Source organism: Nonomuraea sp. NPDC052265 (assembly GCF_044547985.1).
Lineage (GTDB): Bacteria > Actinomycetota > Actinomycetes > Streptosporangiales > Streptosporangiaceae > Nonomuraea.
Map to the genome: position 1 here is coordinate 1 of NZ_JBIUBJ010000024.1, position 18,984 is coordinate 18,984.

Consider the following 18,984-nt stretch of genomic DNA (forward strand, 5'->3'; position numbering starts at 1 on the left):
GGTTACATTCCGAACCCGGAAGTTAAGCTTCTCTGCGCCGATGGTACTGCACTCGGGAGGGTGTGGGAGAGTAGGTCACCGCCGGACAATCTTTCAAAGAAGGCCCCACACGATTGTGTGGGGCCTTCTTTGCGTTGTACGCGCTTCCCGGTTGGGGGCCTTCATCGGTTCCAGCATGTTGAAGGCAAAGACAGTGTGGTCCGGGGGCGTAGGACGTCGGCCGACAGGTGCCGGCCGACGCCACGCTGCTGCTGGACGTGGTGTGTCCGGCGAGAGCGGCAAGCTGCGGCTGGCCCCACAAGCTGGTCTCTTCCCGCGCCCGACTTGTTCGAGGACCTTGACCTCAACGGTTCTCTCCGTTTCGACGCGAGGCGTGGCTCTGTATGAGCGTCGCGAGCGGACGGTAAGTGAGCCGAGGGGGACTGCCTCGGGTGACGGTCTTCACGAGAGGCGGGGCGAGCCGCTGGGATGTTCGGGCCCCGCGTCCCCGTCTTCTTTGTTTGCCCTGCGAGGTACAGAACTCGTCCGGCTTGTGGTCGTGAAGAGCCACCTTCTGAGGCGTTGTCCGCCCCCCAGTCCCACTGGCATAGGAATGGCACCCGCCAAGTCGATGCGCCACTCCAGTACGTCGGCCGGATGCAGCCGGGGAGGCTTTCTATCTCCACCTGGCCCTACGTGGTCTGTGGGAGAGAGACCTCTGGCTCCAGGGGCTCCTTTATATGCAGGACCTTCGGCCTGGAGAGCCGATGTGTTCTGTTCGCCAGGATGGGGCGCATGGGCCCAGTGAGGCCCAGGTCTGCTGCTTTGCTTCGTCGGTGATGTCGGCGTCCCGCTCTTTCGGGGTGGGTGTCGCCCTTCGGGCGCGGACGGGGATGGATTGTTGCGAGTAATTCCCCCGTGGTTCGTTGTCGGTCGGACGTTTGAGGGGCGTCTGGAGGGCTCGTGAACGCTTGAGGGCTTGCTAGGCTGGGGGGACCGGGCCACCCCCCACGGGTGGCCTTCGTCGCGTAAGGCCCGAGGGCGGGCGGCGACCAGCCACGGTGGACCGCCGTTGTGAGTCCGCTGAGTGAGCCAACGAAATGGACCAGAAGTGAACAGTGATAACGGATCGGACGGCGGACAGCGCGGGCGCGGCGACTACGGGGACAGGCGCTCTGGTGGCGGCGGGACTGGCGGATACGGCTCTCGCGGGCGTGACTCCGGTGGCGATCGTCCGTTCCGTTCAGAGGGCCGGCCGCGGCCGTACAACCGCGAGGACAGAGCGCCCCGAGGCGGGGAAGGCGCCCGCGACGAGCGCCCGCCGCGGCGTGAGGGTGGTTTCCGGGACGAGGGCCGCTCCTACCGGGACCGGGATGACCGCGGGCCCCGCCGCGAGGGCGGCTCCGGCGACCGTCGTGAAGGCGGAGGTGGCTCCGGCGACCGGAGCCAGGGCGGCGGCGGTGGCCATGGTGACCGGCGCGAGAGCCGGTACGGCGATCGCGGGCCGCGACGTGAAGGTTTTGACCGTGGTCCGCGTCGTGAGGGCTTCGATCGTGGTCCGCGTCGTGAGGGTGACGAGCGTCGTCCCTCCCAGGACAGGGACGATCGTGGTCCGCGTCGTGAGGGTGACGAGCGTCGTCCCTTCCAGGACCGTGGTCCTCGGCGTGAGGGCGGTGGCTTCGGTGACCGTGGCCCGCGCCGTGAAGGTTTCGACCGTGGTCCCCGGCGTGAGGGCGGTGGCTTCGGTGACCGTGGCCCGCGCCGTGAAGGTTTTGACCGGGGTCCGCGTCGTGAGGGCGATGACCGGGGTCCGCGTCGTGAGGGTGACGAGCGTCGTCCCTACCAGGACGGTGGACCTCGGCGTGAGGGCGGTGGCTACGGTGACCGTGGCCCGCGCCGTGAGGGCTTCGAGCAGGGGCCGCGCCGTGAGGGTTTCGACCGTGGTCCTCGCAGGGAGGGCTCCGATCGGGGGCCGCGTCGTGAGGGCGGTTTCCGTGATGACCGCGCTGGCGGCCAGCGTCGTGAGGGCTTCGACCGGGGTCCGCGTCGCGAGGGTTACGACCGTGGCCCGCGCCGCGACGACTCCTCCGGGCCTCGTCGCGAGGGCGGCTACCGCGAGTCGCGCCCGTTCTCGCGGGACGACCGTGGGGAGCGTCCGGGCGGTGGCACCCGTGCCAGGTACGGCAGGGAGGAGCGCGACTCCGACGCCCCGCAGCGCGAGCGGCTGCCCGAGGTGGCGCCCGACATCACCGCCGAGGAACTGGACAAGGAAGTGCGCGAGGAGCTGCGTTCCCTGCCCGGTGACCTCCCCGACCTGGTTGGCAGGCACCTGGTCGCCGCGGAGCGTGCCCTGGAGGAGGACGATCCCGACAAGGCGCACGAACACACCAAGGTGGCGCGCCGGTTCGCGGCTCGCATCGGTGTCGTACGTGAGGCTGCGGGCATCGTCGCCTACCGGGCCGGACACTTCTCCGAGGCGCTCAGCGACCTGCGCGCGGCCAGGAGGATGACGGGGTCGGATGCGTACCTGCCGGTCATGGCCGACTGCGAGCGTGGTCTGGGTCGTCCGGAGCGGGCCATCGATCTTGTACGTTCGCCGGAGGCGGAGCGCCTCGACCGGGCCGGACGCATCGAGCTGACCATCGTCGAGTCCGGCGCCAGGCGTGACCTCGGCCAGCAGGACGCGGCCGTGATCACCCTCCAGCGCCTGCCCGAGCTGCGCGACCCGCAGCCGAAGCCGTGGTCGGCGCGCCTCGCGTTCGCCTACGCGGACGCCCTGGCCGACGCCGGGCACCAGGAGGCGGCGACCGACTGGTTCGCACGGGCGATGGCCTTCGACGAGGACGGCGAGACGGACGCGGCCGATCGGTACGCCGAGCTCACCGGAGCCGTCATCGAGGACGTCGAAGAGGACTTCGAGGAAGACCTCGACTCCGAGGACGACTTCGACGACGCCGGTGCCGCCGAGGAGGGCAAGCTGGCCGAGGAGGAGGAAGAGGACGCCGAGGCCCTGGCCGAAGCGGACGACCTCCTGGAGCCGGAGGCCGCCGAGACTCCTGAGGCGCCTGAGCCGGAGGCCGCCGCCAGCCCTGAGGCGGTCGAGCCTGAGGCCGGTGAACCGGTGAACACCGGTGAGGAAGAGAAGCCGGCGGAGGCCGAGACGCCGGGGATCACGCCTGCGTTCATCGAGCCGGACTTCGGTGACGTGCTGGAAATCGAGACGGATGAATCCGCTCAGAAACGGCCGAAGAAGAACGACGAGTAGGTGTTGTTGCTCCGCCGTACCCCTGATGGTTGGGGGTACGGCGGAGTTTTTTGGTCTTAGGTGCGGCGGGGGCCGCCAGTTGTCATCGTTCGACGCGGTTGAGCCAGTGGAGGATGCCCGCGACGTTCGACGGGGCGCCGCTCAGCAGCTCGAACTGCTCGGCCGTCACGTCGTCCGACTGCAGGGCGGTGTAGCGCTCCTTGGTGCGGTCGCGGACCATGGCGACGGCGTGATCGAGATCCAGGCCCTCCGAATGCGCCTGGCGGGTGAGATCCACCCAGACGCGGAGCTCTTCGGCGGATCGCTCAAGGGTCTCCTGGACGGCGCCGACCGGGCCGTAATGGCTGAACAGCAACCGTTGCGGACCAAGCGCCTGGAACAGGGCGATCGAGTCGAGGGCCGTCTGAAGGTCGAAGTCCGGTGGCGGCGTGGCGGGGCGCAGGTCGCCGGTCTGGGGCAGGTACACGCCCGCGGCGTCCCCGACGTACAGGTCGCCCGTGGCGGAGTCGACCAGGCCGACGTGGTGCTTGGCGTGGCCGGGGGAGTAGTGGCTGCTCAGTGTGCGGCCGTTGCCCAGGTCGATGGCCCCGGTGTCGCCCAGGGCGACGATACGCTCGGCTTCGGTGGGGGACAGTTCACCGAAGAGGGTGTCGAGCTGGTCACCCCAGACCATCCGGGCGCTGGCCATCAGACGCGACGGATCGGCCAGATGGCGCGCGCCCTTCTCATGCACCACCACCTGGGCGGACGGGAAGAACTTCGCGATGTCCCCCACGCCGCCCGCGTGGTCCAGGTGGATGTGGGTCACGACCACTGTGGCCAGGTCGTCCGGGCCGACGCCGAGCGAGGCGAGCGCGTCGCGCACCACGGGCGAGGAGGTCGAGGTGCCCGTCTCCACCAGGCACGGCCGGTCTCCCAGGATCAGATAGCCGGCGGTGATGCCCGAGTATCCCGCCATCTTGGTGTCGATCTCATAGACGTCGCCGCCTAGTGCGGTGATGTTGTCCACAGGCACTCCCGCGCGTACATCCGTCATCCCCAGAACGACGTTCGTATCGATCCGGGCTTCCCTTCATCGTAGAGAGTGATCTCCGCCGGAACACAAACGGGAGGACGACAATGGATCGGAACGAGGTCGTGCTGGCGGGGCGGCTGTCGGCGGCGGTCGAGGAATACGAGATGCCGAGCGGCGACATGGCCACGAAGTGGCGGGTCATCGTACGCCGCCGGCGGAGGCACAGGCGGGGCCCGGCGCTCACCGACAGCGTCCCGTGCGTCACCTTCGATCCTGAGGTGGCGGAGATCGTGCGGGGCCTCAAACCGCGGGACTTCATCGAGGTGACGGGCGCGTTCCGCTGCCGGGTCTTCGGTCCGTCCGCCGCCAAGATCTGGCGGTACGAGGTGGAGGTGAGCGCCGCCAGACCTGTCGAGGAGCCGGTTCCTGAGCCGTCTGAGGAGGCGCCTCCGAACCGTGGGCCGCGGAAGGTGGCTCAGTTGGCGGGCGTGGGGTGACCTTGTTCGCGGTGGTGAGCCTGGCAGGGGGTGGGAAACGGGTTCTGTCGCGGGCGTGGAGGATCGCTGGGGCAGGGGGAGGCGTGGCTACGAGGTTGGTGAGGAGCGTGCGGGGTCAGTCGATGGCGAACGTGCGGAGGACCAGGCCGGTACGTGGTTTGGGGCCGAAGGAGGTGGACTTGCGGGGGACTCGTTCGCCCCCGGCGGCCACCGCCAGCACGTCGTGAACCATGAGCGGCTTGAGGATGACGGCTGTGCCGCCCGTCTGGATCGCGAGCCGCAACGCCGCCTCGGTGTCGTGGTGGACGATGCGTACGGCCTGGTCGTCGTCCTCCATGCCCCACACCTTCGGCAGGATGAACTCGGTGAGGATGGAGGTGTTCAGCGAGTTCCAGCGGTCGGAACGGTGGTCGGGCATCGCCAGGTTGAGCTGCACCGGGTCGGGGTCGGTGAGCAGGTGGGTGCCGCCTTCTCCGGCGAGCAGGAAGGCGGGCTCGGCGGCGTTCTCCAGCGCTGCCAGGCCCTGCGGCAGGTCGTCGTAGTCGTGCACCTGCCAGGCGCCCCTGGCCCTGGCGGTGGCCTGGGGCAAGGGCAGCCCCGGGATGACGCGGTGGATGGCCTTGAGATCGGGTGGGTAGGCGGCGGAGTCGACGATCAGGGCCAGCCCGAAGTCCCACGGGCCCAGTGCTTGCCGGGTATCGGCCGGGGCGGAGGCCGGTTCCTCTGATGGATGGGCCAGGTGGCCGGTCAGCTCGTGACGGATCGAGGTGATCGGACTGGGGGAGGGGGTGTCGGAGGGGTTCGGTGTGTCCTGGGGGTCGGGGATGCTCCCGGGAGTGCTGAGGGGGATGTTCCGCGAGTTCTGGGGGAGCGCGTTCTGGGGCGGGTGCGGAAGGGCTTCTTGCTGCGGGGCGTAGGACGTGACGTGGTGAGTTCCGTCCCGCAGGGCTTGGCGGGCGGCATGCTCCTGGCGCTGGAGGACGCGGTACGTCGCGTACCGGTGGTGGCCGTCGGCGATCAGGGCCTGACGCTTGCGCAGGTCGGCGTTGATGGCGGCGATCTCGTCCGGGTCGGTGATCGCCCACAGCCGGTGGGTGAGGCCGTCCTCGGTTCCGGCCGTGACGAGGGGCGGTCGCTTGGCGGCCACCTCGTCCACCAGGCGGGTGGCCCTGCCGTTGTCGCCGTTGTAGAGCAGGAAGATGGGTTCGAGGTTGGCCTCGGTGGTGCTCATCAGGGCCAGCCGGTCGGCGATGGGGCCGGGCATGACGTCTTCGTGGGGGAGGATGACGCGCTTGGCGGGGTCGATGAGGCCGACGTCGCCGATCAGGCCGCGCTGGAGGACGTGGGGGCCGCTCTGTTCGTAGACGTACAGGGCGGGGGTGTCGTCGGCCACCAGGACGCCGGCGTCCAGCCAGGCCCTCAGGGTGTCCCTGGCCTCGGCGTAACGGGCTTCGAGCGGTACCTCGGTCCGGTGGTGGAGCCTGGACGGGGTCCCGGCCGGGCCGCGAGGGGTGCTGCCTTCGGCGGAGGGTGTCGCTTCGGGGTTGCAGGGAAGGATGAGGCGGACGACGTTGTTCGGGTGAGAGGCGAGGAGGGCTTCGACGCCCGCGTCGCTGATCAGGTCGTACGGTGGGGAGGTCACCTTGGCGGGATCTTCGACATCGAAACGTACGCCTCGGAAGGGCCGTAGCACCAGTCCGTCCGGCACCGGCAGTTCAGGAGTCCCCATACCGGGCATGCTCCCATAAATGCTTGCGCCTACCAGGAGTTGCCCCAATCGTTTGCTGTCGCGCCCCTATCGCGGCGGAGCGGGAGCGAGGTTCGTCGTCCAGCGATGAAGGAGTCCTCACGCATGGTTCAGGGCGGAAATGGTCACGATGATTCCTTGGGCGGCGTTCCCGGGGGCGGTGTTTACGACTGGTATCAGCGGGGTGTGAAGTTGCTGAAGGAAGGGAGCCCCGCGGCTGCCGCGGCGTTGCTGGAGCGGGCCGCCGCGGCCGAGCCACAGTCGCGGAGCATCCTTGAGGCGTTGGCCCGGGCGCAGTTCAACTCCCGCCAGTATGCGGAGGCCGCGGCCAGCTTTCGGCAGATCGTGGATGCGAATCCGGCCGAGGACTATGCGTATTTCGGGCTGGGGTTGTCGTTGTGGCGTACCGGGGATCTGGAAGGAGCTCAGGAGCCGCTCGCCATCGCGGTGGCCATGCGGCCGGACGAGCGGCATTATGTGTCGGCTTTGAAGAGTGTGCGTGCGACGTTGAGGGCTCGCCGGGAGATGTAGGGGGTGCAGAGGCGGGCGCTGGGCCTGGCCATAGTGCAGCGTCATTGCCCCGGGGGCCCCTTCGGGTACTTGGATCCCGGTCGGTGCCACCTCAGATGAGCGCTGTCAGCCAGGGCGCTGATCGAGCAGCGGCGCGGCACATGACTCCTTGCCCCTCACCCTGCCCCGCGCTCCGTGGCTCTCGCCTTGCCCCCGCGCTCAGTCGCTCTCACCCCGACCCTTGACCCTGAGCGGGCGGCAGCTGCCGCTCCTCGGGCCTGGCGAAGGCTCCATGCCGTCAGTTGTGCGCGGGCCACGCCTGCGTGGACTCGACTCGCCGACGGCGGCCAGGGCCGAGGTTGTTGCAACGACGCCGCCGGCACCTGAGGGATGGCTTGGCCAAGCCACCATGTAGCGGATCCGGTCGGGATGGAACCGCGGAAGGGCATGACGTCTCACCGCCGGGGACATGAGAGGCAACCGCCGCCGGTAAGTCGTGACCTTGCAGGTGACCGGCTGCCCAGAGGGCTGCGCGGAGGATCCAGCCACCGCGGTGGCCCAGTGCCCACACGTAATCTCGCGCGTGCCGCTGATCAGCATCCTGTATGCGGCAGAACGGTGGTCAGAGCGCCCTTGATCGCCTGATGGCCACCCGTCCGGTGAGACAGGTGGCGGGTGGGGGCGGGGTCAGTTCTGGCGGGTGGCGTTGGCGAGGATGGCGGTGCGGAGGTAGGTGGCCAGGCCGGGGGAGGTGCGGTCGAAGGTGGCGGTGAAGCGTGGGGCGGAGACGTACAGGTCGGCGAGGCCGCGGTGGATGTCGTACGTGCAGTCGTAGAACCAGCGGGAGATGTGGGTGCGATGTTCTTCGGCCAGGTCCATCGCAAGGTCGCCGTCGGCGGGGACGTCGGCGTTCATCGCGTCGGCGAGCCGGGCCGTGAGGGCGGACGCCTCGGATTTGTACCGCTGCCAGTCCTCCTTCGTGTAGGACGAGGTACGGCGTGCGGATTCGGCCCAGGCATGCGTGTCGCCCCAGCGTTCCTCGGCCTCTGCCGCGCGGGCGTCGTGGGCGAAGTCGCCGAAGAGTTCGATGCGCTCGTCGGTAGTGAGGTTGAGCGCGCGGGGCATGGTCGTCCTTTCGGTACGGGCTTCCCGTCAGGGCTTCCTGTGGCGGGGTACGAAGGCGACGCTAAAGTCTCACGCGGCGTGAGAGTCAAACGGGAAGAGGCGCTGTGCTGATTGACGGCTATGACACCTTGCTGCTCGACCTCGACGGTGTGGTCTACCTGGGACAGCACGCGGTACCCGGGGCGAGGGAGGCGCTGGAGGAGGCGCAGGGCAAGGGCGTACGGCTCGCCTACGTGACCAACAACGCCTCGCGGACGCCGGCCGCTACCGCCGCCCACCTGCGGGAACTCGGCGTCCCGGCCACGGCGGCCGATGTCGTGACCTCGGCGCAGGCGGCCGCGCGAGTGGTTGCCGAGCGGGTGGCTCCGGGCGCCGCGGTGCTGGTCGTGGGCGGGTCGGGGCTGCGGGTGGCCGTACGTGATCAGGGGCTCAGGCCGGTGTCCGTGGCGGCCGAGTCTCCCGCGGCGGTGGTTCAGGGGATCGCTCCCGGTCTGTCGTACGCCTTGCTGTCGGAGGGGGCGCTGGCCGTCCGGCAAGGGGCGTTGTTCGTGGCCTCCAACGGTGACAGCACCATGCCGACCGGCCGGGGCGAACTGCCGGGAAACGGGGCCATGGTCCGGGTCATCGCCGCCGCCACCGGGGTCGAGCCGGTTTACGCGGGTAAGCCGGATCCGCCGTTGCACCGGGAGTCGATGATCCGTACGGGCGCCCGGCGGCCGCTGGTCGTGGGGGATCGGCTGGACACCGACATCGAGGGGGCCTCCAACGCGGGAGTGGAGAGCCTCTTGGTGCTCACCGGGGTGGCCACCCCGCTCGACGTGCTGACCGCGCGGCCACGGCACCGGCCCACGTACCTTGCCGAGGACCTCGGCGCGCTGGTCCAGCCCTATCCCGAGGTGCGGGAGGGGGCCTGCGGAGGATGGCACGCCGAGTGGCGGGACGGGGTGCTGCGCCTCGAAGGAGACGGCAGCCGGATCGACGGGCTGCGCGCGGCCTGCGACGCCGCCTGGACGGCGGCCGGGGAAGGCCAGGTCGGGGAGGACGCGGTCAAGGAGGTTCTGAAGCGCGTCGGGTGAGGGCCCGTGCAGAGGAACCCCTCTCGATCAGTGGCCGACCACTCACGAGGAGACCCGCCGCGTCGCGTGAACGAGGCGGTGGCGTCCTTCTCCCAAGGCCCGCAGCACGCCGAACGCGAACATGCGCGGTGCCGGCGCCGCGCTCTGATCACGGGGGTCGGGGGCGTGCGGGCCGAGTCGGGAGGAATCGTCAGGTCGCCGATGGCGACGTGTCCGCCGGAGGGCGGCTCGGTCGGTCGGGGGCCGAGGGGCAGGGCCGGTGTTCGCCCGTCGCCTAACAGTTAACGCATGCATTGGACAACGGAACCGGTCAGATCAGCTTGCGCAGGCGTAGCAGGTCGCCGAAGCTCGCGTCGATCTTCACCCGCCCTCCGAGCAGGGCGCGGGCCAGGTCCAGTTCGCCGTCGACCAGCGCGATCAGGTCGTCGCCGGTAATAGTGATCTTCACGTCGGCCGGTTTGCCGCCCGCGGGCGGTTCCTCGGTGAACGGTTCGAGCCCCCCGTGGTGCAGCCGCCCGTAGAAGATCACGTCGAGGTCGGACACCCGCGCGCTGACCGTGCGCTCGACCACGTGTTTGGCACGATCCTCCGCGCCGATCTCGTCGAACTGGGCGACGAGCCTGGCCAGTGCCGCCCGGCACTCCTCGACGCTTGCCATGTTGGGCATCCTTTCTTTTCCTTTGCGGTCGGTAGCGTTCCACATCACTAGCACCCCCGTATGAGCTTCAACGCGTGACACGCCTGCCAAGGTCCCGGGCGCTCGCCCGAGGCGTTACGGTCGAGTCATGAGTGAGCTGCCGGAGGAGACCGGTGACGAGCGGGTCGACGCCATCGTGGCCGGTCTCGGTCGTGTGGGCGAGCTGCCGGTGAACGAGCACGTCGCGGTGTTCGAGGAGGCGTTCGCCGGGCTGGAGTCCACTCTCGCGGGTGCGGGCGACGAAGCGCTGGGCGAGCGGTGAGCCGGCGGATTCGTCTCGACAGCGAGCTGGTGCGCCGAGGGCTGGCCAGGTCCCGTGAGCAGGCCGCCCAGCTCATCGAGGCCGGGCGGGTCAGCGTCGGCGGGCAGCGGGCGAGCAAGCCCGCGACCCAGGTCGACACCGCCTCGGCCATCGTCGTCGCCGAGTCGGCCGACGGGCCCGACTACGTTTCGCGCGGAGCGCACAAACTTCTCGGGGCGCTGGAGGCGTTCAAGAGCCTTTCGGTCGAGGGGCGCAGGTGCCTCGACGCGGGAGCCTCCACGGGAGGCTTCACCGACGTGCTGCTGCGCCACGGCGCGGCCCATGTGCTCGCCGTCGACGTCGGCTACGGCCAGCTCGCCTGGTCGCTGCGCACCGACGAGCGGGTGACCGTGATGGAACGCGTCAACGTGCGCGACCTGACCCCCGACATGGTCGGCGAGCCGCCCACGCTGGTCGTGGGCGACCTGTCGTTCATCTCGCTGCGGCTCGTGCTGCCCGCGCTGGCGCAGGTCGCCGCGCCGCGGGCCGACTTCGTCATGCTGGTCAAGCCGCAGTTCGAGGTGGGCAAGGAGCTCGTGGGCGCGGGCGGCGTGGTGCGCGACCCCGAGCTGCGGGCCCGGTCGGTGCGCGAGGCCGCGGCCAAGGCGCGGGAGCTGGGGCTGAGCGTGCGGGGTGTGACGGCGAGCCCGCTGCCCGGGCCCTCCGGAAATGTCGAATATCTGCTCTGGCTGGGCAAAGGAGAGGGTGAGCCCTCCGTCGCCGAGCTCGATGCCGAGATCCAGCGTGCCGTCGCGGAAGGGCCGCAATGAACCGCACCGTGCTCGTCGCCGTCCACACCGGGCGGGGCGCCGCCGTCGAGAGCGCCCGCCTGGTCATCAACCGGCTGGTCGACGCCGGCATCAACGTACGCGTCCTGGACACCGAGGCCGGTGACATCGGCTGCGGCCGGGTGGAGGTCGTGCCCAGCGACGATCCCGGCTCGGCCAAGGACGCCGAGGTCATGATCGTGCTCGGCGGCGACGGCTCGCTGCTGCGCTCGGCCGAGCTGGCCAAGCCCGCCGGCACGCCGCTGCTCGGGGTCAACCTCGGGCACGTCGGATTCCTGGCCGAGGCGGAGGTGGCCGACCTGGCCTCGGCGGTCGACAGCGTGGTCGCCGGGCGCTACGACGTCGAGGAGCGCATGACGATCGACGTCCTGGCCAGGCAGAACGGCCGGGTGATCGCCGACACGTGGGCGCTCAACGAGGTCACCGTGGAGAAGCAGGAACGCATGCTGGAGGTGGTCGCCGAGATCGACGGGCGGCCGCTGTCCCGCTGGGGCTGCGACGGCGTGATATGCGCCACTCCTACGGGTTCGACGGCGTACGCGTTCTCGGCCGGCGGGCCGGTGGTCTGGCCGGAGGTGGAGGCGCTGCTCCTGGTGCCGATCAGCGCCCACGCGCTGTTCGCCCGTCCGCTGGTGGTCTCGCCCCGGTCGACGATGGCCGTGGAGATCCTGCCGGACACTCCGGGCGGCGTTCTGTGGTGCGACGGCCGACGCCGTTTCGAGCTGCCCTCGGGCTCGCGCGTGGAGGTGCGCAGGGGCGCCGAGCCGGTGCGCCTGGCCCGCCTGCACGGCGTGGAGAACACCGGCGCCCCCTTCACCGACAGGCTGGTCGCCAAGTTCGAACTGCCGGTTCAGGGATGGCGCGGGAGAGTGCGACCCTGAATGAATGGAGGGCGGAACGCGTAGGATCCCATGGGCAACAGGTGTCCGGAGACCAACCGGCCATCAGGCACGGCAGTGACGGGAGTGGGCAGTGCGACCAAGGGTCGAGGAGGTCCGCATCCAGGGGCTCGGCGTCATCGACGAGGCCGTACTCGAGCTCTCGCCGGGCTTCAACGTGGTCACCGGTGAGACCGGTGCGGGCAAGACGATGGTCGTCACGGGGCTCGGGCTGCTGTTCGGCGGCCGGGCAGATCCCTCGCGCATCCGCCCGGGGGCCGACAAGGCGACCGTGGAGGGCACGCTCGTCGTCGAGTCCGGCGGCCGGGTCGCCCAGCAGGTCGAGGACCTCGGCGGTGAGGTCGAGGACGGCGAGCTGATCATCTCGCGCACCGTCTCGGCCGAGGGCCGTTCCAGGGCCTGGCTCGGCGGGCGCTCGGTGCCCGTCGGCACGCTGACCTACCTGGCCGACGACCTGGTGGCCGTGCACGGGCAGATGGACCAGCAGCGGCTGCTGCAGGCCGCCAGGCAGCGCGCCGCGCTCGACCGTTACGCGGGAAACGAGCTGGTCAAGCCGTTGCGGGCGTACTCGCAGGCGTACAAGCGGCACAAGCAGGTGGGGGCGCTGCTCGACGAGCTGACCACCAGGGCCAGGGAGCGCGCCCAGGAGGCCGACCGGCTGCGGTTCGGCCTGGAGGAGATCGAGAAGGTCGACCCCAAGCCGGGCGAGGACGCCGACCTGCGCGAGGAGGAGGAGCGACTCTCGCACGCCGACGCGCTGCGCAGCGCCGCGACCACGTCCCACACCGCGCTGCTCGGCGATCCGATGGAGGCCGCCGGTGGCGCCCGCGACGTGATCTCGCTGCTCGGGGAGGCCCGCGCGGCCGTCGAGGCCGTGCGCGACTACGACCCCCAGCTCGCCGGCGTGGCCGACCGGCTCGCCGAGGCCGGATACCTGATCTCCGACGTCGCCACCGACCTGGCTGCCTACGCCGAGTCCATCGAGGCCGACCCCGGCCGCCTGGCCGCCGTGCAGGAGCGCAGGTCCGTACTGGGCAGTCTGATCAGGAAATACGCCGAGGACAGCGCCGGGGTGCTGGCCTGGGCCCAGCGGGCGGCCGCCCGCCTGGGCGAGCTCGAAGGCGACGACGAGCGCATCGAGGAGCTCACCCGCGAGCACGAGGAACTCACCACCAGGCTCACCACCCTGGCCGCCGAGCTCACCAAGGTGCGCCTGGCCGCCGCGGAGCGCTTCGGCCAGGCCGTGACCGAGGAGCTGACCGCGCTGGCCATGCCCCACGCCAGGGTCGTGGTGCAGCTCACCCAGAGCGCCGAGTTCGGCCCGGAGGGCGTCGACGAGGTGGAGCTGCGGATGGCCGCACACCCGGCCGCGCCGCCGCTGCCGCTCAACAAGGGCGCATCCGGCGGCGAGCTGAGCCGCGTCATGCTCGCCATCGAGGTCGTGTTCGCCGGTGCCGACCCGGTGCCGACGTTCGTGTTCGACGAGGTCGACGCGGGGGTCGGCGGCAAGGCCGCGGTCGAGATCGGGCGCCGGCTGGCCCGGCTCGCCCGCACCGCGCAGGTGATCGTCGTCACCCACCTCCCGCAGGTGGCGGCCTTCGCCGACCAGCATCTGGTCGTCGAGAAGGCCAGCGACGGCAGCGTCGTGCGCAGCGGTGTCGTCACGCTCAACCACGAGGGACGCGTGCGCGAGCTGTCCCGCATGCTGGCTGGTCTGGAGGACTCCGAACTGGGCCGGGCGCACGCCGAGGAGCTGCTGGGGCTCGCAGCGGCCGACAGGTGATTCTGTGTGACATAGTGGACACGCCGTGTAGTGCTTGGCCTCCGCGCTGTTTCCCTCTGGCAGGATGGTCATGATGAAGGTTCCGGGGAGCAAGATGCCGGGCCTCCGTGGCAGGAAGGTCGGTGACCTTCCCGGTGTGACGGCAGTGGCGAGAATCGACCGGCGAACGAAGAGGCTCACCAAACGCCTCCAGCCCGGGGAAATAGCGATTATCGACCATGTCGACGTTGACCGGGTCAGCGCGGAGGCGCTCGTCGCATGCGGCGCGGCGGCTGTGGTCAACGTCGCCTCGGGCATCAGCGGCCGCTATCCCAACCTGGGTCCGCAGATCCTGCTCGACGCGCGTGTACCGTTCGTCGACAACGCCAACCCCGAGCTGTTCGAACGTGTCAAGGACGGCGACGTCGTCCGCGTCCACGAGGGCGTGATCTACCTCGACGACGACGTCGTGGGCAAGGGCGACGAGCAGACGACCGAGGCCGTCGAGGCCGCCATGGCCGAGGCCCGTGCCGGGCTCGCCGTGCAGATCGAGGCTTTCGCCGTCAACACGATGGAGTACGTTCGTGGTGAGGGCAAGCTTCTCATCGACGGAGTCGGCGTGCCTGAGATCCGCACCCCGATGGAGGGCAGGCATGTCCTCATCGTGGTGCGTGGATATCACTACAAGGAAGACATCGCCACCCTTCGCCCCTATATCAGGGAATATCAGCCCGTCCTCGTCGGCGTCGACGGCGGCGCCGACGCGCTGCTGGAGGCCGGCTACCTCCCCGACGTGATCGTCGGCGACTTCGACTCGGTCTCGACCAAGGCCCTGACCTGCGGCGCCGAGCTCGTCGTGCACGCCTACCGCGACGGCCGCGCCCCCGGCCTGGAGCGGGTGCACCAGCTCGGCCGCGAGGCGGTCATCTTCCCGGCCACCGGCACCAGCGAGGACATCGCGATGCTCCTGGCCGACGACAAGGGCGCCGAGCTGATCGTCGCGGTCGGCACCCACGGCACCCTGGAGGAGTTCCTCGACAAGGGGCGCTCCGGCATGGCCAGCACCTTCCTGACCCGGCTGATCATCGGCAGCAAGCTCATCGACGCCAAGGGCGTGAGCAGGCTCTACCGCAGCCGCATCACCACCTCCCAGCTCCTGCTGCTCGTGATCACCGCGCTGATCACCATGGGGGTCGCCCTGTTCCTGTCACCGCTCGGCCAGACCTGGCTGAACGGCCTGCAGGACGTCTGGAACGCATTCATCTTCTGGCTGGTCGGACTCTTCTCGTGATCGATTTTCGCTACCACGTCGTCTCCATCGTCGCGATCTTCCTGGCGCTGGCCGTCGGGATCGTCCTGGGCACCACGCTGCTGCAGGAGCCCGCGGTCAAGTCCGCGCAGGAGCTCACCGCGCAGCTCACCAAGACGAAGAACGAGCTGCGCGTGCAGATCGACCAGCTCCAGGGCCGCGAGGCGGGCAACGACGCCTTCGTCGCCGGCATGACGCCGAAGCTGGTGGCCGGCGAGCTGACCGGCCAGCGCGTGCTGCTGGTCGAGACGCCGGGTTCGAGCACCACGTTCCGCGAGGCCGAGCAGCAGGTGCTGGAGGAGGCGGGCGCGGAGGTGGGCGGGCGCGTCACGCTGACCGATAAGTTCTTCGACCCCGACCGCAGCGGCGTGCTCGACGGCCTGGTCAACCAGCTCAAGCCGGTCGACATGGTCTTCCCGTCCACGGCGACCGTCTGGAACAAGGCCGGCGCACTGCTCGCCGCCACGCTGCTCACCACCGACCAGGCACAGGCGGGCACCCCCAACGCCGCGACCGCCGCCGTCCTCAGCGGGTTCGAGGCAGGCGGGCTGGTCAGCACCGACGGCGACCCCGCCAAGCGGGCCATGCTGGCGGTGATGTTCGCGCCGGAGAAGGCGTACGAGGGGGAACAGGCCGAGACCCAGCTGGGCGCGCTCGTCTCGGTCGCCGACCGGCTCGACGCGGGGGGCAAGGGCGCGGTGCTGGCCGGCAGCGCCGCCAACACGGCCGTCACCGGGGGCGCCGTCAGTGCCCTTCGCGACGACGGCGACGTCTCCAAGCGCGTGTCCACCGTCGATACCGTCGATATGCCCACGGGCCGGGTCGTGGTCGTCTACGCTCTCCGGGAGCAACTGAGCGGGCGCGCCGGCCAGTACGGCATCGGCAAGGGGGCCTCGGCCATCCAGCCCGCGTTGCCGACCACCACGCCCTCACCGACCCAGTCAGGGAGCTGACATGGCCCGTGGCCTGCTCTACGCGCTGGCCGGCGCCGCGATCGGCGCCGCCGCCGCCCGTGCCGCCTACTCCGCCTTCACCCGGAACCGTCCGGCCGACCTGGGCGGGCGCTGGACGCGCAAGAACCACCGCGGCGAGCCCATCACCCTGCTGGAGGGGCCCGCGTTCGTGGCGGGCGCCGGCGCCGCGGCCGCGCTCACGCCCGGCCTGGCGCCGCGTACCCGGCTGGCCGCGGTGCTGGCGGGCGTCGGCACCGGCGCCCTCGGGGCCTACGACGACCTCTACGGCACCACGTCCTCCAAGGGCTTCAAGGGCCACCTGACGGCTCTGGCCCGTGGCGAGGTCACCAGCGGCGCGGTCAAGATCCTCGGCATCGGCGCCATCGGGCTCGGCGCCGCCGCCCTCGTCTCCGGCGGGCCGGTGGACACCCTGGTCAACGGCGCGGCCATCGCGGGCACCGCCAACCTCGCCAACCTGTTCGACCTTCGTCCCGGGCGGGCGATCAAGGTCGGGCTGCTGGCCGGCGGGCCGCTGCTGGCCGTCTCGCTGCTGCGGTCGTCGCCCGCCGCCGCGGCCCTGGCCGCCGTGCCGCTGGGGGCCGCCGCTGCGCTGCTGCCCGACGACCTCGGCGAGCGCGCGATGCTCGGCGACGCGGGCGCCAACTCGCTCGGAGCCCTGCTCGGGCTGGCCGCGGTCACCAAGCTCGGCAGGCCGGGCAGGCTCGTCCTCCTCGGCACGGTCGCCGCGCTCACCGCGGTCTCGGAGAAGGTCAGCTTCACCAAGGTCATCGCCGCGCACCCGGTGCTCAACCGGATCGACATGCTCGGGCGGCGTCCCGTCGACCACGTGTGATCCTCCGCGCGATTGTCGGTGGCACCTGCCAGGATGTCCGCGTGACCGGATGCTGGGCGGGGGAGGCCGGGTGCGGAGCGTGACGGCGCGGGGCGTGGCGGGTGGCGCCCTGCTCATCGGGGCGATCACCGTGCTGGCGCGGGTCGCCGGCTTCGTCAAGCAATACGCCTTCGCCCAGACCGTCGGCACCAACTGTCTGTCCACCGCCTACATGACGGCCAACCAGATCCCCAACATCGTCTTCGAGGTCGTCGTCGGGGGCGCGCTGGCGGGCATGGTGGTGCCGGTGCTGGCCGGGTCCGCCGCCTCGCGCGAGCGCACCGGGCACATCAGTTCGGCGCTGCTGACCTGGGTCGTCGTGGTTCTGGTGCCGCTGGGGGCGCTCACCGCGCTGTTCGCCCGGCCGGTCATCGGCCTGTTCCTCGGCGAGGCGGTCAACGGGTGCGACACGGCCCACCTCGTCGCCCTCGCCACGCGGATGCTGGTCGTCTTCGCCCCCCAGATCCCCCTGTACGGCGTGGCCGTGGTGCTCTACGGCGTGCTGCAGTCGCACAACCGCTTCGCCGCGCCCGCGGTCGCGCCGCTGGCGTCCAGCATCGTGGTCATCGTGGCGTACCTGCTGTTCGTGCCGCTCAGCGGAGGGGTGATCGACCCCGCTCAACTGCCCGGGCCCGCCGAGCTGGCCCTGTCGGTGGGCACCAGCCTGGGCGTGCTCTCGCTCGTGCTGACCGTGCTCGGGCCCGTGTCGAGGCTGAGGCTGCGGTGGCGGCCCACCTTACGCTTCCCCGACGGCGTGGCCGGGCAGGTGCGCAGGCTCGCCCTCGCCGGGATCGCGGCGCTGCTCGCCCAGCAGGCCGCCATGATCGTCGTGGTGCTGCTGTCGAACAAGGTGATCGGCAACGGGGCCCTCACCGTCTACAACTACGCGTGGGCCATCTACCTGGTGCCGTACGCGGTGCTGGCCGTGCCCATCGCCACCAGCGCGTTCCCCCGGCTGTCGGCGCAGGCGGGTGACGCGGTCGCGTTCTCGGCGCTGGCGGCGCGTACGACGCGGGCCGTGGTGCTGGTCACAGGGTTGGCCGCCGGGGTGCTGGCCGCCGCGTCGGGGCCTGGGGCGGTGGTGTTCCTGGGAGGCCGGAGCGAGGTGCCTCCGTCCCAGCTCGCCCTGGCGATCGCGCTGTTCGCGCCGGGCATCGTCGGCTACGGGCTCATCGCCCACCTGAGCCGGGTGCTCTACGCGGCCGGGCTCGGCCGGGCGGCGGCAACGGGGACTGTCGTGGGGTGGCTGGTCGTCATCGTCGCGCAGACCGTGCTGGTGCTGGTGCTGCCCGCCGGGTGGAAGATCGGCGGGATGGCGCTGGGGATGAGCCTGGGCATGACCGCCGGTGGGGTGCTGCTGCTCGCGTCCGTGGTGCGGGCGCGGGGGAGCGGGGCCGCGGCGGGGCTTCCCAGGGCCGCGGGGGCGGCGGTCGGTGGTGGCGTGCTGGGGTACCTGGCGGGGGCCTGGGCGGTGGGCCGGCTCGGCGTCTCGGGCATCTGGCCGAACGTGGGCGCGGTCGTGCTGGCGGCGTTTGTGGCCGTGGTGGTGGGGGCTGTTGTCGTGGCGTTGGTGGATCGGCCGGACGCCAGGATGGTGGCGGGGCTGCTCAGGCGGGGCGGCTGATCTTCTGCCAAGGACCTGCTGTCCTGTGGAGGCGGCGGATGGGCCTCCTGCCGTTCCTTGGCTTCTGGACTGACTGGCTTCGTGCGGTGATCGTTTCCTGTGGTGACTTTTTCGTGCGGTTCCTGGTTTCATGCGGTGGTTGGTCCTCTGTGGGGAGGGGATGGTTTCGTGTGGTTCCTGGCTTTCGCAGGGTTCGGTCCCGTGTGGTGCCTGGCTTTCGCGGGGGTCGGTCTCATGCGGTGCCTATCCTTCACAGCGGTCAGTGTCGTGCGGGCCTGATTTCCGTGGGGCCGGCCTTTATGTGGGGCCTGGCCTCCGAGAGGGCGCGTGGTCACAGGGGGGCAGGAGCCGCGGCGCGGCTGGACCATCGCGGACCTGGCCGTCGGGAGGTGCTGTCTCGGAACCATCGGGGTTGCTGGCTTCCCGAGGGGCGCCGGTTTCGGGGCATTGGGGTTGCTCGGCTCCGGAAGGTGGCTGGATGCCGGGCCGTGGCTGACCCGGAAGCGGGCGCCTGGGGCCCAGGGGGGCTGGGGCCCGGGCTTGGC

At 70.7% G+C, this 18,984-nt stretch carries 17 protein-coding genes and 1 rRNA gene; 13 read left to right on the top strand and 5 right to left on the bottom strand.

Annotation, left to right across the window (positions count from 1 at the left end; genetic code table 11):
* Positions 1–87, top strand: a 5S ribosomal RNA gene (gene rrf / locus ACIHAD_RS41285); the annotation flags it as partial.
* Between the two features lie 1,135 nt (positions 88–1,222).
* Here the strand turns inward: rrf and ACIHAD_RS41290 are convergent.
* Entirely contained in the window at positions 1,223–2,308 is a 1,086-nt protein-coding gene (locus ACIHAD_RS41290) for a hypothetical protein (RefSeq protein ID WP_397360256.1), read from the bottom strand.
* Here ACIHAD_RS41290 and ACIHAD_RS41295 point away from each other — a divergent pair.
* On the top strand, positions 2,252–3,244 hold the full coding sequence (locus ACIHAD_RS41295) for a hypothetical protein (protein ID WP_397360257.1): 993 nt from the start codon (positions 2,252–2,254) through the stop codon (positions 3,242–3,244). The genes ACIHAD_RS41290 and ACIHAD_RS41295 overlap by 57 nt on opposite strands.
* 82 nt (positions 3,245–3,326) lie before the next feature.
* Here the strand turns inward: ACIHAD_RS41295 and ACIHAD_RS41300 are convergent, their stop codons facing one another.
* A complete protein-coding gene (locus tag ACIHAD_RS41300; RefSeq protein WP_397360259.1) occupies positions 3,327–4,280 on the bottom strand; it encodes an MBL fold metallo-hydrolase in 954 nt (317 codons plus the stop codon).
* 83 nt (positions 4,281–4,363) lie between these two features.
* Between ACIHAD_RS41300 and ACIHAD_RS41305 the strand changes: the two genes are divergently transcribed.
* A complete protein-coding gene (locus ACIHAD_RS41305) occupies positions 4,364–4,756 on the top strand; it encodes a single-stranded DNA-binding protein (protein ID WP_397360260.1) in 393 nt (130 codons plus the stop codon).
* A gap of 115 nt (positions 4,757–4,871) precedes the next feature.
* Here the strand turns inward: ACIHAD_RS41305 and ACIHAD_RS41310 are convergent, their stop codons facing one another.
* Positions 4,872–6,494: a DUF1015 family protein gene (locus ACIHAD_RS41310; RefSeq protein WP_397360261.1), complete on the bottom strand. Its 1,623-nt coding sequence runs from the start codon at positions 6,492–6,494 to the stop codon at positions 4,872–4,874.
* Positions 6,495–6,608: 114 nt separating this feature from the next.
* Between ACIHAD_RS41310 and ACIHAD_RS41315 the strand changes: the two genes are divergently transcribed.
* Entirely contained in the window at positions 6,609–7,034 is a 426-nt protein-coding gene (locus tag ACIHAD_RS41315; RefSeq protein WP_397360262.1) for a tetratricopeptide repeat protein, read from the top strand.
* A gap of 666 nt (positions 7,035–7,700) precedes the next feature.
* On the opposite strand, the gene ACIHAD_RS41320 is transcribed toward ACIHAD_RS41315, so the two are convergent.
* Complete coding sequence (locus tag ACIHAD_RS41320; protein ID WP_397360264.1) at positions 7,701–8,138, bottom strand: TipAS antibiotic-recognition domain-containing protein; 438 nt, start codon at positions 8,136–8,138, stop codon at positions 7,701–7,703.
* Between the two features lie 104 nt (positions 8,139–8,242).
* Here ACIHAD_RS41320 and ACIHAD_RS41325 point away from each other — a divergent pair, with 104 nt between their 5' ends.
* Positions 8,243–9,214: an HAD-IIA family hydrolase gene (locus ACIHAD_RS41325; RefSeq protein ID WP_397360265.1), complete on the top strand. Its 972-nt coding sequence runs from the start codon at positions 8,243–8,245 to the stop codon at positions 9,212–9,214.
* Between the two features lie 310 nt (positions 9,215–9,524).
* Here the strand turns inward: ACIHAD_RS41325 and ACIHAD_RS41330 are convergent, their stop codons facing one another.
* Positions 9,525–9,872 (bottom strand): SCP2 sterol-binding domain-containing protein, encoded by a 348-nt coding sequence (locus ACIHAD_RS41330; RefSeq protein WP_397360266.1) that lies wholly within the window; start codon positions 9,870–9,872, stop codon positions 9,525–9,527.
* A gap of 127 nt (positions 9,873–9,999) precedes the next feature.
* Here ACIHAD_RS41330 and ACIHAD_RS41335 point away from each other — a divergent pair, with 127 nt between their 5' ends.
* From ACIHAD_RS41335 to murJ, 8 genes are all read left to right on the top strand, one after another.
* Entirely contained in the window at positions 10,000–10,173 is a 174-nt protein-coding gene (locus ACIHAD_RS41335) for a hypothetical protein (RefSeq protein WP_352326208.1), read from the top strand.
* Positions 10,170–10,982 carry a TlyA family RNA methyltransferase gene (locus ACIHAD_RS41340; protein WP_397360267.1) on the top strand — a complete coding sequence of 271 codons (813 nt, stop codon included), beginning with the start codon at positions 10,170–10,172 and terminating at the stop codon, positions 10,980–10,982. Before ACIHAD_RS41335 ends, ACIHAD_RS41340 begins: the two co-directional genes overlap by 4 nt.
* Positions 10,979–11,881 carry an NAD kinase gene (locus ACIHAD_RS41345; RefSeq protein WP_397360268.1) on the top strand — a complete coding sequence of 301 codons (903 nt, stop codon included), beginning with the start codon at positions 10,979–10,981 and terminating at the stop codon, positions 11,879–11,881. Before ACIHAD_RS41340 ends, ACIHAD_RS41345 begins: the two co-directional genes overlap by 4 nt.
* Positions 11,882–11,972: 91 nt before the next feature.
* Positions 11,973–13,682 (top strand): DNA repair protein RecN, encoded by a 1,710-nt coding sequence (gene recN / locus ACIHAD_RS41350; RefSeq protein WP_397360269.1) that lies wholly within the window; start codon positions 11,973–11,975, stop codon positions 13,680–13,682.
* 73 nt (positions 13,683–13,755) lie between these two features.
* The gene (gene steA / locus ACIHAD_RS41355) at positions 13,756–14,952 is read left to right on the top strand and encodes a putative cytokinetic ring protein SteA (protein ID WP_397360364.1); all 1,197 of its coding nucleotides are present in this window, start codon (positions 13,756–13,758) and stop codon (positions 14,950–14,952) included.
* Positions 14,949–15,923, top strand: coding sequence for a copper transporter (locus ACIHAD_RS41360; RefSeq protein WP_397360270.1), 975 nt, complete (start codon positions 14,949–14,951; stop codon positions 15,921–15,923). The genes steA and ACIHAD_RS41360 overlap by 4 nt, the downstream gene beginning before the upstream one ends.
* A 1-nt stretch (position 15,924) precedes the next feature.
* Positions 15,925–16,776 carry a hypothetical protein gene (locus tag ACIHAD_RS41365; RefSeq protein ID WP_397360272.1) on the top strand — a complete coding sequence of 284 codons (852 nt, stop codon included), beginning with the start codon at positions 15,925–15,927 and terminating at the stop codon, positions 16,774–16,776.
* Between the two features lie 70 nt (positions 16,777–16,846).
* On the top strand, positions 16,847–18,439 hold the full coding sequence (gene murJ, locus ACIHAD_RS41370; protein WP_397360274.1) for a murein biosynthesis integral membrane protein MurJ: 1,593 nt from the start codon (positions 16,847–16,849) through the stop codon (positions 18,437–18,439).
* Positions 18,440–18,984 lie beyond the last annotated feature (545 nt).

What these genes read in the sequence shown, in the direction of transcription:
- ACIHAD_RS41315 (WP_397360262.1), top strand. Translation starts at nt 6,609, where the DNA reads ATGGTTCAGGGCGGAAATGGTCACGATGATTCCTTGGGCGGCGTTCCC.
- ACIHAD_RS41320 (WP_397360264.1), bottom strand. Translation starts at nt 8,138, where the DNA reads ATGCCCCGCGCGCTCAACCTCACTACCGACGAGCGCATCGAACTCTTC.
- steA (WP_397360364.1), top strand. Translation starts at nt 13,756, where the DNA reads ATGAAGGTTCCGGGGAGCAAGATGCCGGGCCTCCGTGGCAGGAAGGTC.
- ACIHAD_RS41365 (WP_397360272.1), top strand. Translation starts at nt 15,925, where the DNA reads ATGGCCCGTGGCCTGCTCTACGCGCTGGCCGGCGCCGCGATCGGCGCC.
- ACIHAD_RS41305 (WP_397360260.1), top strand. Translation starts at nt 4,364, where the DNA reads ATGGATCGGAACGAGGTCGTGCTGGCGGGGCGGCTGTCGGCGGCGGTC.
- ACIHAD_RS41345 (WP_397360268.1), top strand. Translation starts at nt 10,979, where the DNA reads ATGAACCGCACCGTGCTCGTCGCCGTCCACACCGGGCGGGGCGCCGCC.
- ACIHAD_RS41310 (WP_397360261.1), bottom strand. Translation starts at nt 6,494, where the DNA reads ATGCCCGGTATGGGGACTCCTGAACTGCCGGTGCCGGACGGACTGGTG.
- ACIHAD_RS41300 (WP_397360259.1), bottom strand. Translation starts at nt 4,280, where the DNA reads ATGACGGATGTACGCGCGGGAGTGCCTGTGGACAACATCACCGCACTA.
- ACIHAD_RS41335 (WP_352326208.1), top strand. Translation starts at nt 10,000, where the DNA reads ATGAGTGAGCTGCCGGAGGAGACCGGTGACGAGCGGGTCGACGCCATC.
- ACIHAD_RS41330 (WP_397360266.1), bottom strand. Translation starts at nt 9,872, where the DNA reads ATGGCAAGCGTCGAGGAGTGCCGGGCGGCACTGGCCAGGCTCGTCGCC.